This is a genomic window from Chitinophaga hostae, assembly GCF_018224885.1.
GTDB classification, from domain to species: Bacteria; Bacteroidota; Bacteroidia; order Chitinophagales; family Chitinophagaceae; genus Chitinophaga; species Chitinophaga hostae.
The window spans coordinates 290,254-307,316 of the sequence record NZ_JAGTXB010000005.1 but is presented as its reverse complement, the minus strand read 5'-3'; the positions used below and the strand labels follow the sequence as shown (position 1 = coordinate 307,316).

Annotated in this window: 10 protein-coding genes; 2 read left to right on the top strand and 8 right to left on the bottom strand. The window is 44.1% G+C overall.

Annotated elements, in window-relative coordinates:
• Positions 1 to 385: 385 nt before the first annotated feature.
• The 6 genes from KE626_RS13005 to KE626_RS12980 all read right to left on the bottom strand — a co-directional run bounded on the left by KE626_RS13005 (position 386) and on the right by KE626_RS12980 (position 10,152).
• Complete coding sequence (locus KE626_RS13005; RefSeq protein WP_211973334.1) at positions 386 to 4,408, bottom strand: hybrid sensor histidine kinase/response regulator transcription factor; 4,023 nt, start codon at positions 4,406 to 4,408, stop codon at positions 386 to 388.
• 319 nt (positions 4,409 to 4,727) lie between these two features.
• Entirely contained in the window at positions 4,728 to 6,221 is a 1,494-nt protein-coding gene (locus KE626_RS13000; RefSeq protein ID WP_211973333.1) for a RagB/SusD family nutrient uptake outer membrane protein, read from the bottom strand.
• Positions 6,222 to 6,243: 22 nt separating this feature from the next.
• Positions 6,244 to 9,204 (bottom strand): SusC/RagA family TonB-linked outer membrane protein, encoded by a 2,961-nt coding sequence (locus tag KE626_RS12995; protein ID WP_211973332.1) that lies wholly within the window; start codon positions 9,202 to 9,204, stop codon positions 6,244 to 6,246.
• Positions 9,205 to 9,396: 192 nt separating this feature from the next.
• Positions 9,397 to 9,693, bottom strand: a complete 297-nt coding sequence (locus KE626_RS12990; protein ID WP_211973331.1) for a family 20 glycosylhydrolase — start codon at positions 9,691 to 9,693, stop codon at positions 9,397 to 9,399.
• Complete coding sequence (locus KE626_RS12985; RefSeq protein WP_211973330.1) at positions 9,690 to 9,830, bottom strand: hypothetical protein; 141 nt, start codon at positions 9,828 to 9,830, stop codon at positions 9,690 to 9,692. Before KE626_RS12985 ends, KE626_RS12990 begins: the two co-directional genes overlap by 4 nt.
• Positions 9,820 to 10,152 (bottom strand): glycoside hydrolase family 20 zincin-like fold domain-containing protein, encoded by a 333-nt coding sequence (locus KE626_RS12980; protein WP_211973329.1) that lies wholly within the window; start codon positions 10,150 to 10,152, stop codon positions 9,820 to 9,822. Before KE626_RS12980 ends, KE626_RS12985 begins: the two co-directional genes overlap by 11 nt.
• 224 nt (positions 10,153 to 10,376) lie before the next feature.
• Between KE626_RS12980 and KE626_RS12975 the strand changes: the two genes are divergently transcribed.
• Together KE626_RS12975 and KE626_RS12970 are read left to right on the top strand one after the other, a co-directional pair.
• On the top strand, positions 10,377 to 11,552 hold the full coding sequence (locus tag KE626_RS12975; RefSeq protein WP_211973328.1) for an acyltransferase family protein: 1,176 nt from the start codon (positions 10,377 to 10,379) through the stop codon (positions 11,550 to 11,552).
• Between the two features lie 519 nt (positions 11,553 to 12,071).
• Entirely contained in the window at positions 12,072 to 12,575 is a 504-nt protein-coding gene (locus KE626_RS12970) for an IS630 family transposase (RefSeq protein WP_211973327.1), read from the top strand.
• A 483-nt stretch (positions 12,576 to 13,058) separates the two neighbouring features.
• Here KE626_RS12970 and KE626_RS12965 read toward each other — a convergent pair whose 3' ends face one another.
• Together KE626_RS12965 and KE626_RS12960 are read right to left on the bottom strand one after the other, a co-directional pair.
• Positions 13,059 to 14,888 carry a glycoside hydrolase family protein gene (locus KE626_RS12965; RefSeq protein ID WP_211973326.1) on the bottom strand — a complete coding sequence of 610 codons (1,830 nt, stop codon included), beginning with the start codon at positions 14,886 to 14,888 and terminating at the stop codon, positions 13,059 to 13,061.
• A gap of 150 nt (positions 14,889 to 15,038) precedes the next feature.
• Positions 15,039 to 16,832: a right-handed parallel beta-helix repeat-containing protein gene (locus tag KE626_RS12960; RefSeq protein WP_211973325.1), complete on the bottom strand. Its 1,794-nt coding sequence runs from the start codon at positions 16,830 to 16,832 to the stop codon at positions 15,039 to 15,041.
• Between the last annotated feature and the right edge of the window lie 231 nt (positions 16,833 to 17,063).

The following is a 17,063-nucleotide window of genomic DNA, read 5'->3' as shown; positions in this document are numbered from 1 at the left end:
CGATAACCCTAAACTCTTGCAGACAAGTTTTGCAAGAGTTTTTTCTTTTATATACGACATGGAAGCAGCTCCCCGGAAGAAGGAGCTGCTGTAGTTAGCCTCAGAATGTCAGCCTGAGAGTATTTTGGGCTCAGCCAAAAGAATTACCCATTTTTTTAAACACTAACAGATTGGAATTAATAGTACTAGAATCTGGAATTAATAGTACCATATTCTAATCATCAGGTGATATACTTTAAATTACTTAAGGACTACTTTATGAAGTCCTTATTGATTCTATCTGATAGTTAAGGCACCGGTTAATTGTATTTGACCCACGTAACCGTTTCATTTTTTTAAAAATTTCCAAACTATGGATATACCTCCATACATCAAGGCATTACTATTAATCCCATGTTATTATGTTGAAGTCTTTATTGAAGGCATGACGATACTTTTTTATATATGTTGAGGGCGGCATTCCAAAAAGTTTGGAGAACTGTCTCCGGAAATATTTGACATTATTTATACCCACTCCAAATGCGGCTTCGTTTACATTACAACCGGTACTTAATAATAGTACCGCCGCCCGGCGCAAACGGATAAACCGGATAAAATTGCTAACAGAATTTCCAGAAATGGATTTAACCTTTTTATAAAGGGCAGAATGACTCATGCCTATTTCTGTTGCAAGCATCTTTATGTTGAAAGCATCATTGTTCAGATTGCTTTCCACGATATTGATGCATCGCTCAAGGAAATATTTATTCTCTGCAGGAATGCGGGTATTGTCCTCTCTTAAGGTGATCTTCTCAAAAAAATAACGTTGCAATATATTCCTGTTTTGGAGAAGGTTGTCAATGCGGGCAATCAGCAGTTCTTTCTCAAATGGCTTTACAATGTAGTCATCTGCGCCGCATTCAATACTTCGAAGTTTGGTTTCCTGGGAAGGATTAGCAGTAAGCAACACCACTGGTATATGGCCAAGAGCAGTATCCTGCTTAATAGCATGGCACAATTCCACTCCGTTCATCCCCTTCATAATTACATCGCTGATAATGACGTCCGGTGTATGCTCCCGGGCCATCTGCAAACCAATTTCGCCATTTTCAGCAGCATGAAAAATGAATTTATCCTGGAACAACTGTTGTAAATAACGACTGATTTCCGGATTATCATCTACCACTAATAGCGAGTGCTTTTCGGAAATGATATCTATGACCGGGCCAGGTTTTCCTTCTGATGGGATTTCAATAGCAATATTGCCAGTGAGTTCATCCAATAGCGCAGGACTCTCCACTATATCTTCAAAAATAAAGTGACCTGCAAAATGTGCCGTCCCTTTCTGCAGGAGGATTTTAAATGTTGTACCCTGCTCTGGAACACTGGTAAAGGATATATGCCCTTTGTGGCTTTCAACAAACTGTTTCGATAGGTACAATCCAATACCAAAACCAGTTTTCCCTGATTTTATCTGACTGAATTTTTCGAATAGGTATTGGCCGGATTTCTCACTGATGCCGCAGCCAGTATCTGTAATGATTACCGTAATATCATGCTCGTTCTCGATAACGGACAAACTAACGCTCCCATTCTCCGGCGTAAATTTCATTGCGTTGGAAAGGAGGTTAAACAGTACGATCTCCATCTTTTCTTTATCAGCATATATTTCTATTTGCCGATTGACGCAACTAAATGTGTATTGAATATTCATTGCGGTGGCTTGCTGGCTGAAACAGTTGAATACCTCTTTACAGAGATTATGAAGATTAAGGCGAGTGATCCTCAGTTTATCTGTTTCGCTTTCTGCTTTGCGAAATAACAGCAGCTGATCCACGAGGCTAAGCAGGCGGCGGGCATTCCTGTATATTACATCCAGTTTATTCCCATTATGCTGGTCACTACTGCCAAGCATTTCTTTTACAGGGTTAATGATCAAAGTCAGTGGCGTTCTGAATTCATGGGATATATTGGTGAAAAATGTGAGTTTCTTCTCGTTCACCTCTCTCTCTTTCTCGGTTTCCATGCGTGCCAGCCGGATTTCAAAGTTCAACTTAATTTGTTGCGACCTATAGTTAAGATACAGATATGCCAAACCAATAAAGATAGCCAGGTATATCAAACAAGCCCACCATGTTCTGTACCAGGGTGGTAATACGGTTATTCGCAATACATATTCATTCTTATTCCAGTGCCCTTCCGTGTCCGTGCTTTTTATCCGCAGGGTATAATTTCCTTCATACAAGTGAGTATAATTGGCTGTCCGGACTTTTCCTGCATAATTCCAGCCCTTATCCCACCCTTGCATATAATAAGCATATTCTATCTTATTAGCAGCAGCATATTCAGGTGCTACAAAATCAACGGTAATTACCGCTTTGGTATAAGGTATTCTCAATGCTGTCACCTTATCATTTACACGTTCGGTTACATAACTCCCGTTACTCTCTACCGGAACATTATCTATCTTCAAACCTGTCAGCACCACATTTTGCAGCGGTGAGGAATAACTAAGGCTGTCTGGAAAAAAAATATCCAATCCCCTGATTCCACCAAAAATAAATTCACCTGAAGCAAGGGCCAATGCTGAATGATAGTTGAGTTGATTGCTCAAAAGTCCGTCTGCCTGTGAGAAATTCCTGAAAGTCTTCTTTTTCGGATCAAATTTCGATAGCCCATAAAATGTACTGATCCATAGGTTCCCCCTTTTGTCTTCCAATATTTCCAGGACAGAATTATTTGCAAGTCCATTCGTCTTTGTAAACGATATATAAGTACCGGTTTCCCGGTTAAATAACAATAGTCCGCCACCTTCGGTACCTATCCAGAAATTACCAGCCTTATCCTCGTGAATGGCTCGTATAAAATGACCGATCCTGAACTTGCGGTGTTTTTTACCTGACCGGTCGACTTTTATCAGTGACGAAACATCTCCCGCCCAAAGGCAACCGTTCCTGTCCTCTGCTATCGAAAGGATATTAGTCAGGGTGCTATCAAAGACTTCAAAGCGATTTGTTGTCCGGTTCAGAAAGTACAATGGGCCGTCCGTAAAGACGCCCGCCCACAGCTCTTTCCTGGAATCTTCATAGAGCACCCAGGTATCTTTGTCTTCCTTACCAGTAAATGGGTTCTGGCAGGCATAATGTTGAAATGAATTGTTTTTTTTGTCATACCGGTAGATACCATCCCCCCAGGTAGTAAGCCAAACAGAGTGTTGAAAATCGTTGATAATGCTGGTTACAAACTGTCCATCCAACAGGCTGCTTTTACCCGACAGATGCCTGAAATTAGTAAACCGGTTCATCTTCCGGTTCCAAACGCTAACGCCGCCGCCATCTGTGCCTATCCATATATTATGATCTGCGTCTTCACACAAGGACAAAGTGAAATCATCGATCAGGCTATTGGAGTTAAGTGGATCACGCCTGATAGCGGTAAGTACAGTCTTCCTGGGATCAAGGATATTGATACCGCCCCGAAGTGTCCCTATCCATTTACGACCATCATGATCTTCAAACACCGTATATACGCTGGTACTTGTAAGCAGTGCCTTATTCCATGGGGGAGCCAACTTCTTTATTTCCGCATCATCAACTTTAATTGTAAGGATTCCTAATCCATCGGTCCCTACCCACAAAACATGCTGCTTATCGATGCTCAAATGCACGACAGGCTTGGAAAGCCCTATCACCACGCCTGCATATACATTGGAAGCTATAGCATATTTATACAACCCGCTCCCTGTACCCAACCATAAGCACCCATTATTGTCAGCCTGCAGGGCAGTACCGTTGCGGATATTATCATTAATTATATATACAGTATTGCTGCTTTCATCAAAGCGGCATAGTCCAACATTGCATACAAACAGCCAGATATGTCCGCCGGCGTCTACCGTGATACCGGCTACATTATAATGAATATCCCCATTCATAAGCGGGACCTGTGTAGCATAACCTGCTCCATTATAGATAAACAGCCCTTCTTCCGCAGTGCCTATAAGCATATGGCCATTTGTTGCCACAATAGCATTCACCGGGGCTGTAATACGACGCTTAATACCACCTGATATATAAGACAGTCCTGAGAACTGACCATTTGTGTTATTGTAGATGCAGACCCCGCCTCTCGTACCAACCCAGAGACGGTGATGAATATCTTCAGTAAGGCAATCAACCCTGTTGTTGGCAAGAGAGCCTATATCACTGAGCTCATTTCTGTAAACAATAAAATTATAGCCGTCATAGCGGTTCAGTCCATCATAGGTGCCAAACCACATAAATCCGTTATGGTCCTGGTAAATACAGTTAACGGCATTATTAGAGAGCCCATGTTCAATACCCAGGTAGGTAAGCGATGATGGAGCCTGGGAGTGCGCATTGGTCAGTATAGCACAGGAATATAGTATCCAAAGAATAATTGGTTTCATTGTTCACCTTTTTCGTGGCTGGCATCGAAATTTAACAATAATATTCTGGTCGAAAAAATATTATAAAATAATTCTGAACCATTGTTGTCTGGCAAAAACAGGTTTACATGGATGTGATCTGTTAACAACGGCTAAACCGGACAGACTTTTATTTGCAGTACTAATTGTACCAACAGTTCTAACAACATAAAAGTAAGAACTTAAACTGTTAATGCAAATACAGTCTGCAGAAATAATTTTACTTAACAAAGGAGGGAACTGAAACCGCTCCCTCCCTTAATTTTGGTGATATATAGTGGTTAATTGACAAGGCGTTCCATTATTTAACGATTGGTACAGGCGCCCTGTAATAAGTATGATTTGCATCGCTGGGTTGATTGGCCAATGGCGGTTCGGTAGCATCCCGGTAAGAGTTGACTTTTTGCACCGTTTCTGTTCTTACCAGGTCAAACCATCGGATACCACATTCAGCCGCAAATTCCCATCCCCGTTCTGCAACAACAGAATCCCTGAAATTAGCCACAGATAAACCGGGTGTCAACGGGTTTAATCCCGCTCGTTGCCGGACCTGGTTGATGGCAGCGTAGGCGCTGGCATCCGGACCTGAAGACATTGCCTGCGCTTCCGCATAGGTCAACAATACTTCCGCGTAACGGATGAGGAAAGAGGTAGCACTACTCCACCAATTATTTGCCTTATGTGTAGCCCAGTCATAACTATAGTCGTCCCGGTATTTTAAGAAATAGGGATGTTTTTGCAGGGTGTTTTGCCAGGTCACCACGTTCGCGGGATCATTTTTCACATAGTAATCTTTCTGATAGGTTGCATCCTTTCTTGGGCCTGCAGGAAATTTATTATAAAAGGCGATTTCCCCAAATGCATCATCCCAGCCTCCTTCTTCATAATCCGGAGAAAAGGGGTTTGGAGCCAGCTGACTCCCGTTCTCAACGGGCACAGAAGGGATTTGGTTGTTATAGTAACAGGCAAATACAGCTTCTGAGTTGAACCTGTTGCCGATCTTCCATATGTCAGCAAATTTTGTAAGCAGGTTGTATCCCCAGGTAGCCTTACTATCAATTACCTCCTTTGCTTTCGCAGCCGCCAGCGCATATTTATCTGTCTGCTTAAGGGGCCAGCCGGCCATGGTCAGGTAGACGTTGGCCAGCAGCGCCTTCGCAGTACCTTTTGTTGGAAAAATGTCGACGTTATCATGCCTTGCCGGACCATCCCATTGGTTTGGCAACATGGTCTCCGCCTTTTGCAGATCAGCAACAATCAGGTTGTAGATATCCGCAACCTTCGCATTGGGCCGGTTTTCCATCAGGGCTACATCCATAGGCATTGGCACTTCTCCCCAGGTCCGCGTGAGGTAGAAATAGCTGACGGCTCTCATGAAATAAGCGTATCCACCGGCATTATTTCGTTGAGCATCTGTTGCCAGGGTTGCTTTGTTATAGTTTGCGATAAGGGCGTTAGCTGATTTGATGGCAGCATAGAAATAATTCCACCAATTGGTCATCCTGCTATTGGACGAGTTGGCGTTGAATATATCAAAGTCTGACATCTCTATTTTATTCCCGTTTCTTTTTGTAGTAATATCGTCGGCAGCATAGTACACACCAGATATATCATTAAATGCACCATTAAATTTTATCGCCAACGCGGCTTCCGCCATCTGCAAATCGTTGCCTGTTTGGTAAAAACTGGTAGTGGTGATGCTTCCTTTCGGTGTTTCATCCAGGTATTTATTACAGGCCGTTCCCAGCAATATCAGGAGAAGTATGCCAATAGTATATTTAATTACACTTTTCATTTCGATGATTTTGCAGGTTCATTTAAAATTTCAATTGCAATCCAACGGTGACTGTTTTGGGAGAAGGATAAGCGCCCAAGTCAATGCCTGCATCAACATCTCCCCCAACTGTTGATGCTTCCGGATCAAATCCTTTGTACCTGGTAATGGTTACAATGTTCTGTGCGCTGACGTATATTTTCGCAGTTGCCGCTTTCAAAATGTCTTTACCAATCGTATAGGCAACACTCACATTTTTCAATCGTACATATCCCCCGTCCTGGATGAATTGTGTTGACTCTACCCAACTTTTATTCTTACTGCCAGGGTTCGCCCAGGTAGAGCCATTATTCCCTGGCGTCCAATAATTGGCGGCATCAGCCAGGTTGATGAATTTCACATCACTGGTAGGCACGGCAGTAGCTGCATAGGTAGTGTTGAATATTTTATTGCCATGAGCGCCCTGTATAAAGATGTTGAGTTCAAAATTCCTGTAGGTTACGTTATTATTAAAGCCCCAGGTAAATTTGGGCATTGCAGAACCGGAGATCACCCTGTCTTCGAAGCCTATGGAACCGTTCCCGTCCACATCCGTATACCTGGCATCTCCGGCTTTATAGATTCCTTTATCAGTCTGATAGACCCCTTCCCAGGGAATCAGATAGAACGTTCCCAGCGGTTGCCCTACCTTTACAACCTGTATGCTATTCGTGAACAGGCCGTCCCCGATACTATACGGCCTCTCAAGCATTGAGTCTCTACCGAGGTTTATAACCTTATTCTGGTTAAAGGAGGCATTGAAAGCTGTAGACCAGCTCAGATTCCTGTCTTTATAAGGCGTTCCTTCAATCATAAATTCCCAACCTTTATTATTCACTTTGCCGACATTTTTCAGATAGTTTCCACCTCCATCATAATTGGCGATCCTGGTGAAAAGTAACAGGTCACTGGTATTCTTGTTATAATAATCCGCGCTGATATTAAGTCTGCCATTCAGCAACCCTATATCCAAACCAATATTAGTTTGTTTCGAGGTTTCCCATTTGACATCAGGCGTGGCAGGGTTGCCCAATGTGTAGCCCTGAGACACATTAACGGTACCGTAGGAATAGATCACCCCATCGAGTAAGCCGAGTGTACTATATGGCCCAATAGCCTGATTGCCGGTAACGCCCCATCCAGCCCTTAATTTGAGGTTGGAGAAAACTTTCAGATCTTCAATGAATTTTTCATTGGAAAGTTTCCATCCCACGCTGAAGGAAGGGAAATTGCTCCATTTGTTATTTCCCTGAAATTTGGAAGATCCATCCCTTCTCATTGTCGCGGTGAAAAGGTATTTATCATTGAAACTGTATGCTATGCGCCCCATAAAAGATATCAGGGACCAGTTCGAATAACCAGAAGAAATTGACTGAGCGGTATTTAAACCTAAATTATGATATCCATTGGCGATGGAAGTCAGTCCTGACCCCGATGCATTAAAATTTTTGAAATGATTGGACGATTCTTCCACGAGGGCCGTTGCAGAGAGATCATGTTTGTTGAATGTTTTATGGAACGTCAGGACATTGCTGTTCTGGAAAGTAAAGTTTTCTGATGAGCTTTGTCCCGATCCCATATTGCCCGCGCTAATCCAATCATTGTTCAGATAGGCTTTCCCGGCGATATTCATATCCACACCGGCATTAATGATCAATGTCAACCAGTCTGTAATAGCATATTTAAACTTCCCGTTTAGAACACCAACAGTGGCAATGCTGTCGTTGTTCCTCTCCCGGATGCTCATGTAGGGATTTAGCCATATTGGTGAAATCCCAAAACGGTTGTACTGACCAGGTGATTTATATACCGGTTCTGTCGGAGCCCAGGTCAACGCTCCCATGACGGGATTGCCTTTGGAGCCCATGTCATCGTTATTATGGGAATTGATGCGCGCGACATAAAAATTGACGCCAAAATCCATCTGGTTATTCAATTTTACATCCAGGTTGGATCTGATCCCCAATCTTTTTTGATTAGTGTTGATCAATAGCCCCTCCTGGTTGACATAGAAACCAGATACATAATATCTCATGCCTTCTTTTCCGCCGGCTATCGATAGCTGGTGGCTTTGTATTACGGAATTGGTGAAGAGCATACTTTGCCAATCAGTGCCCTTTCCGGCAAAGGACTGGGGGTCGGCAAATACAGCAGCACCCGCAGTAAGATTGGCGGTCTTTGCGTATGTAACGGCATCCATCAGGTCATATTTCTTCATGGGTTTGTTGAAGCTGACGAAGCCGTTATACTCGATCCTGGGCAAACCTGTTGCGCCGCTCCTGGATGTGATAAGTACAACGCCGTTAGCTCCCCTCGATCCATAAACAGCCGTAGCCGAAGCATCCTTCAGCACTTCCATGGATTCGATATCATTGACATTAAGATCGGCCAGCCCGATACTCCCCAAAGCAATTCCGTCTACCACATACAAGGGATCGTTATTGGCGTTCACAGAATTGGCGCCCCTGATCCGAATCTTAACGGCTCCTCCCGGCGCACCGGAACTATTGGTCACTGTCACACCAGCCACCCTACCTTGCAAAGCAGAAGAAGCTGCTAGAACAGGCTGGTCTTTATACGTTTTGGCCGAGAGGGTTACAATCGACCCGGTGAGATCCCGGCGTTTTTGAGTGCCATAGCCGACAACAACAATATCAGCCAACTGGGCATTTTTACTTCGCATCCGAAGGTTCATTTTATCGGTTGGCGGGACTTCCAAATTTTCCATCCCGGTATAGGAAATAACCAGGGTCTTACTGCCTTCTGGCACTGTGATGGTAAAAGACCCATCCTGTAAGGTTGTTGTTCCTATTCCAAGACCTTTGACAAGCACCGTAACCCCTATCAGTGGAGTACCGTCAGGTCCTGAAACTTTTCCTGTCACTTTCTTTGTCTGGGCAAAGACAATGACTGAAAGGAAAATGCAGGCAATTAGTAAACCGATTTTTTTTTCAAATATAACCACGAGTAATTAGTTTTAAGGTGACAAAATAATACGACGTACTACAAAAAATGGGGCACGAATTCATACAATAGGGAAACAAATTGGTAATTAGATGAGCCCTTATGGTCATGTGCACATTAAAGCACATCAGCCTGGCATATACGGCTACGCTAATAGCCAGAGCACACATTGGAAATTACCATCATTATTTTTTTAGTGGCCCCACCTTGCATAGAAATATTTCAGCGCCTTGCTAAAATTGCCGAAGTCCTTATTAGCCACCAATGTCCATCCGTCTTCTGCATAAGCAGCCAGTCTGGGGTACACCAGTTTGTTCATACTGGCCTCGTCAGGTATCCATTCTCCCCACATCTGACAACCGCTGCCTAGTGTTTTTGCCTGGTGTTCAGGACTCAATCCTTTCGGGATGGGATCGAAACTGTATGCTTTTTCCAGGGAGATAGATTCATAGGGATAATCAAGGTAGGTGAGCTCACAATAGGAATTCACTCGTCATAACCTTTAGATACCGCGTCAGCGATGAGTTTCAGATCGCCAGCCCAGAATTGTACAATAGTGCCTGGTGCCAGCTTTTCTTTAATGGAAACGTCGCCGGCATTGGTGAAGTCGTGGAGCTTAGTGCCCATAATTTCGTTCCAGCCGGCCATCCTTCGTTTTTTTTCTGCGAGAAAGCCGGTCGTCCAGCAAACGTTTCACAACTGCACTACCTTTGAAATATCTGCCCTCATCCAGCAAGAATGCTCTCCATACAAAGCGGGGCTTGTCTTTAATGCGTACGGTATTTATCATAAAAGCATTACCGTTAGCAATTATCAGCTGCCGCAAAGATTGTATACCATAAAAGATGCCTGTTGAAGTGGGAGCAGTAATTGAGATGCTGGCCGGCTTCACATCCAGTAGGTAGCCTTCTTCGCCCAGCTCTTTTTTAAGTTCTTCATCACGGATCAAACGGATGGCATTAGCTTGCGAGAGATGCTGGCCTTATACCTGCTATAGTTGGCACTGATCTACCCTCCTTCTCAAATCTCAAAGATATATGCTGAAAATGCTCGTTGGATCAGTTTCTCATTCTGTACCCTCTTTTAGACGAATTACTACCTCATTTTCCTGACAAGGGGGTCGTAATTTGAGGCATCAAAAAAATTACGATGATTTCTTTAAACAAGTTTCCCATGTCCGAGCAACTTCTTTCTGCCTCCATAGCTGTACAGCAGGAGTCTCAAAAATCAACACGATTATTATCCCTGGATTTTATGCGGGGCTGTATCATGATCCTCCTCTCCCTGGAAGCGACGGGACTCTGGGAGCACCTGTCCGATGCTACCGGGGAATCATTTATCCATCCTGTCATGGAGCAATTCTTTCATCATCCCTGGCATGGACTCCGGGCTTGGGACCTTATTCAGCCGGCATTCATGTTCATGGCTGGCGCCGCAATGGCTTTCTCTTTGCAAAAGCAGGAACAACTTGGAGTGCCCTGGAGTCAATCCTTCTACAAAACGCTTAAAAGATGTGGATGGCTCTTCTTCTGGGGCGTCCTGATCGATGCTGTAAAACCTGATGGACTGTCCTTTGAGCTCTGGAATGTGCTAACACAATTGTCCTTCACTACCCTTATTGCGTTCCTGGTATTCCGCTGGTCATTCAATGCGCAGGCTTTTTTTTCTGTGGGGCTTCTTCTCCTGACGGAAATACTATACCGGTTCATCAGAATACCTGGTTTCGATCAGCCATTCACAGACCAACATAATTTTGGGAATTATGTAGATCTGCTACTCATGAACAAGATCAATGATGACGGGTGGGTAGCCATCAACTGCATTCCAACAGCTGTCCACACAATTGCCGGAGCCATGGCAGGCAAAATACTGAGAACACCTTCAATATTGGAAGCTTCACCTGGGAAATCATCCCGGACACATAACCTGAAGATCAAACAGCTTCTGCTTTGGGGCATACTCTGTCTCTTCCTGGGATATGCACTGGACCTTACAGGAATAACACCAATCATTAAACGAATCGCTACCAGCAGTTTCACCCTCGTTTCACTGGGCTACAGCCTCCTTATCCTGGCTTCCTGCTATGGATGGATAGATGTCCGAAATCACAGGAAAGGCCTTCAATTTTTCCTGATAGTGGGCATGAATTCCATCTTTATATACTTATTCTTCATGACTGTAGGAGGTAAATGGTTCAACGGGTATGTCAGTGCAGTTGTAGGTGGATTGCTACAATTGGCAGGAGCAGATGAAATGTTTCAGCTCATAGCAAGCTCTTTATGCATATTCGGATTGGAATGGTGGCTCTGTTACTTCCTATATCGACATAAGATATTCTTCAGACTCTAAACCACAGGCAAAAAGCCTGCTGCAATTAGCGTCACGCTTTGGGGCATAAAAAAACCGAAAACTACATAACAGGTAAATTTTTATTGAGAATTTCCTATTACGATAATCAAATTGATTTTGTAATGAATTGCCTGTTACTAATGTAGCCTATAAACAGCCAGGAACACACAAAGGCCGCTCTCCCTCCAGAGGCGGCCTTTCCCTGTTATCACACCCCTAAATTTATTTGTGTTGCGATACCTGTAGGCCGATTTTGGTGGTTCCAGTCCCTTTTGTCAGACCACTCAGATACAGTGTTGTCACTTTTCCTTCTCCCAGTTTAACAACGGGAATGTCGAGGATCGTCGTCTCTTTTGTACCATCTTTGGCTTTGACCTTCACACAGTAGTCGCCGGCAGCAACAGATTTGAATGTGGAAAGTGATTGGGGGTCTGACTTATCGCCAACATACGCAGTATTACTTATTAATCGGAGACTGTCTTTATCTTTGAAGACATCAATACTAATGGAAGCAGCACAATGGTTAAACAAAGAATCCCCGCAATTAAAAAGCGGGCACAAAAACAACAAGGGATTATATACTTTGGTGATGAAACCGGAATGCGCAGCGATCATCAGGCAGGTCGCAGTTATGCGCCCAAAGGGCAAACACCAGTAATAAAAGCTATGGGGCAACGCTTTTCCCTCAATATGATATCAGCCATAAGTAACAAAGGATATCTGCAGTTTATGATTATTGACAAATTTAATGGGGACGTGTTTATGGATTTTCTAAAGCGGATGATCCGTTACAGCAGACAGAAATTATTTTTTATTACAGATGGTCATCCTGCACATAAGACGAAAAAAGTAAAAGCGTGGTTGGAAGAAAACAAGGACAGGATTGAAGTGTTTTTTATTCCGCCGTACAGTCCGGAGCTGAACGCACAGGAGTATTTGAATCAGGACGTAAAGACCAATATTATTGGTAAAAAACGTCAATCAATAAGGCAGAAATGCACGCCAATGTGGAAGGCTTTATGAACAATCGAAAAAAGGCCCCAAAGTTCCGGGAGCTTGCCAAACTGTAAATAAAACCGTAAAAAAAGCAACGGGAATTGTCAACATTCAACACGTATCCAGCCAGCGCTGGGGATGGTGTAAGCGTGGCCAGCAGGGCCTCGAATGCGCTTAAACGCAGCCGCGTACATTGTTTTCCAGTAAAGCCCATACAGTTCACGAATCGCACCGGAATCTCCCGTGGCCATCTTCTGAAGTAGTTCCTGATCGCTGTATGAAGGATGTTGTACCAATGGTGACTTGCGTTTAGTAGTGTGTAGATTGCAAAGCTAAACCCCAAAAAGGAAAATTGGTAATCGTGCAGCGGGTTAACAAGATTTATCAGATCATTAACAAACAACTCAACAAGATAAGCGCAGCCGGGTGATCCGGCTGCGCATTAAGTTTGAAACTATCCGGGGAATCAGCAGGAGGAATAATTTATCCTGACAAGTTTAGTATGCCGGACTAATCCTCCGGCGGAGATACTTTCAACGGGCAACTTCCGTACTGCTCCAAATCCATCTCCTTCATACGTTTAATCCACACATTCCTTCCCGGAAATGCTGCGTCACAAATATTATCGCCAATAGTTACATGCCGGCATCCATCGAGGTACACATTCACCTTACGGGGAAAAAATGGCGGATACGTATTCGTATATATTATCCTGTTAGATGAAAACACCAGTGTATCTACGAAACGGGCGTGCAGCAACGCATAGTCGAAATGCTTGAAGGTATTACCGGTGATACGGATGTTGTGATGATATGCCGGAGAGACTGCATCTTTCGGAATGATATCAGGTGAAATGGAAATAACTCCTTGTCCCCACTCGGAGGTAAAACAGTTATCAAAGACATTGTTTTCAATAGCTACATCCTTCACTGCACCTGATTCATAATACTCGTTCCCTTGCCGGTCGCCTTCAATGAGGATGGCTGAGCCCGCAGTCTTGAAGTAGTTATTGAATATACGTACTTTGCCTGGACTGGTTACCAGTATCCCCCTTCCGCGGTGGCTCTTCATCACGCGGCAATTGGTGATCTCCACATCCGGGTTCTTGTCTATATTTTCCAGCAGATCTCCACTTTTGAGTATACCGGTGATATTCTCGTTGAACTTAATCCGGTGTCCTATAACATTGTCGTTTTCCAATTCATCCACATGCTCTGCCACGGATAAAATCTGCCTGCGCTGCATGGTAGCTGAATCCACACGCCAGGCTTTTTCGCCCTTCTCAAAGCCTATGTACGTATCATGCTGCGGCAGCAGCGCTTCATGATCGTTCAATACTTTGACTACCGGGGCATATGCACCATGTATATTGACAAAATCATCGCCGGCGCCGGTTACCGTGCAACTGTCGATCACAATGCGGCCTTTACAACCACCAAAATGCGTGGCGTCGGCTAAGGTACTGAATACACGATTTTTCTTCACATTGGCTATGATATTCACCTGCTTCAGGGTGATGTCTTCACAATCGGCAGCGCTGACCCCAATACTCAGGGCATGGTAAATGTTGATTTGCTCCAGCCGCAGCCGGCGGCTCTGCCTCAGCTGTATACCATCGGCGACGTAATAGTGGTGCCAAAGGGCAATCAGCGTTCCGAGCGCCGGCTTCATTTCAAGCTTGAAATGAAGCCGTACCAACCCTTTCCCAAGCGATTTAGCCGTGGCGTCTGAAATTTCCCCCAAAGGATTATCGGCGGTCTGGGATACGATGTCTTTATTACCTGCATTGAAGATATTATTGTAATCGGTGCCAATCTTACTTCTCCCGCCGTCTTCTCCTTTAAAGTAAAGTATATCGTTCTCTATCTCGTATGGATATACATTTTCGTCTATCTTCAGATCCAGAAAGTCATCGCCGCATTTCACAATCTCCGCCTGTGCTATAAAAGGCCAGTCCCAGTCGATGCTGAAATTCCGGAGCGTTATATCCTTCGCATTCTGTACGTTGAACGGCGTCATCTTTCCATGAAATACAAACTCCGATCCCTGACCGTCGATGCATACACCCGATGCGTCGTGGATATCAAAACCAAAGGATGGTTCGGACGGGTCCTCCCTTCCTTCATTCGGCCAAAAGTCGTACCTGCCGCGGGGAAAAACCAGTTTCAGGTTGCGCCTGTTCCTGTTTTCATCCAACAGCTTCCTGATCTTCGGTTCTATATTGTCCCGGCTGTCAGGATGGATGTTATAATCTGTTACATTTATCTCAACAGTATCCTGCTGGCCGAAACACGTGCTGTTAAGGAGCAGTAGTAAAAAAGATATCAATGTAATTCTCATCTTGTTAATTATGTAATTATTAATTATTACTTAAATTAAAGATGTTATATGATCAGGAAGAAGCGGGAAAGGTCACTTTTTTTAATTTAAAGGTGACAGCCCCATTCTTATGTCCAGCCTTTGATAAGTTTAGTATGCCAGACTAATGCTTCAGCGGAGTACTTCCAACTGGCCACTTCCGAACTGCTTCAAATCCGTCTCCTTCATATGTTCCTTCCGCACATTCTTTCCCGGAAATGCTGCGTCAAAAATATTATCGCCAATAGTTACATGCCGGCATCCATCGAGGTACACATTCACCTTACGGGAAAATGGCGGATACGTATTCGTATATATTATCTTGTTAGATGAAAACACCAGTGTATCTACGGAACGGGCGTACAGCAACGCATAATCGTAATGCTTGAAGGTATTACCGGTGATACGGATGTTGTGATGATATGCCGGAGAGACTGAATCTTTCGGAGTGATAGATGGTGTAATGGTAATAACTCCTTCTCCCCACTCGGAGGTATAACTGTTCTCAAAGACATTGTTTTCAATAGCTACATCCCTCACTGCACCTGATTCATAATACACGGTCCGGTCGCCTTCAATGAGGATGGCTGAGCCCGCAGTATTGAAGTAGTTATTGGATATACGTACTTTGCCTGGACTGGTTACGAGTATCCCCCTTGCGCGGTGGCGCTTCATCACCTGGCAATTGGTGATCTCCACATCCGGGTTCTTGTCTATATTTTCCAGCAGATCTCCACGCTTGAGTATATTGGTGATATTCTCGGTGAACGTAAGACGGTATCCTTTCGATACATCCTCCTGCTTTGCCACGGATAAAATCTGCCTGCGCTGCATGGTAGCCGTATCCACACGCCAGGCTTTATCGCCTTTCTCAAAGCCTATGTACCTATCATTCGGCGCCAGCAGCACTTCATGATCGCTCAATACTTTGACTACCGGGGCATACATACCATGTATATTGATAAAATCATCGCCGGCGCCGGTTACCTTGCAACTGTCGATCACAATGCGGCCTTTACAACCATTAAAATGCGTGGCGTCGGCTACGGTACTGAATACACGATTTTTCTTTTCATTGGCTATGATATTCACCTGCTTCAGGGTGATGTCTTCACATTCGGAAGCGCCGACCCCAACACTCAGGGCATGGTAAATATTGATTTGCTCCAGCCACAGCCGGCTGCTCCGCATCAGCTGTATACCATCAGTGATGTAATAGTCGTGGTAAAGGGCAATCAGCGTTCCCCGCTCCGGCTTCCTTTCAAGCGGGAAATGCAGCCGTACCAACCCATTCTCACGCAATTCAGCCGTGGCGTTCCAAATTTCCCCCAAAGGATTATCGGTGGTCTCGTATACGAGGTCTTTATTACCTGCATTGAAGATATTATTGTAATCGGTGCCAATCTTACTTTTCCATTCCTCTCCTGTAAAGTAAAGTATATCGTTCTTTATCTCGTACGGATATTCGTTTTTGTCTATCTTCAGATCCAGAAAGGTGTCGCTGTATCCCACAATCTCCGCCTGCGAAATTAAAGGCCGGTCCCAGTCGATGCTGAAATTCCGGAGCGTTATACCCTCCGCATTCTGTACGTTGAACGCCATCATCTTTCCATGAAATACAAACTCCGATCCCTGACCGTCGATGCATACACCCGACCTGTCGCGGATCTCAATCCCAACGGGGGCGTCGGACAAATCCTCCCTATCTTTATTCGGATAAAAGTCGTACCTGCCACGGGGAAAAACCAGTTTCAGGTAGCGCGCGTTCCTGTTTTCTTTCAACAGCTTCCTGATCTCCGGTTCTACATTGACCCGGCTGTCAGGATGGATGCCATAATCTGTTACGTTTATCTCAACAGTATCCTGCTGGCCAAAACACGAGCTGTTAAGGACCAGTAGTAAAAAAGATATCAATGTAACTCTCATCTTGTTAATTATTAATTATTAATCATTACTTAAATTAGTTCTTGTTGATTTCCTATGCGGCATATCTGACGTGCTTTTCGTGAAAATATTTCTGCACCTGGTTATTATCCTTTTTTCGATTGTTCATAAAGCCTTCCACAGGTGGACCATATTTTGTTAACTGCTCGCTCTGCTTTTTGTTTTGCATCAGAAAATATACACAATAAGAACTATTTTATGGCCTTATTAATA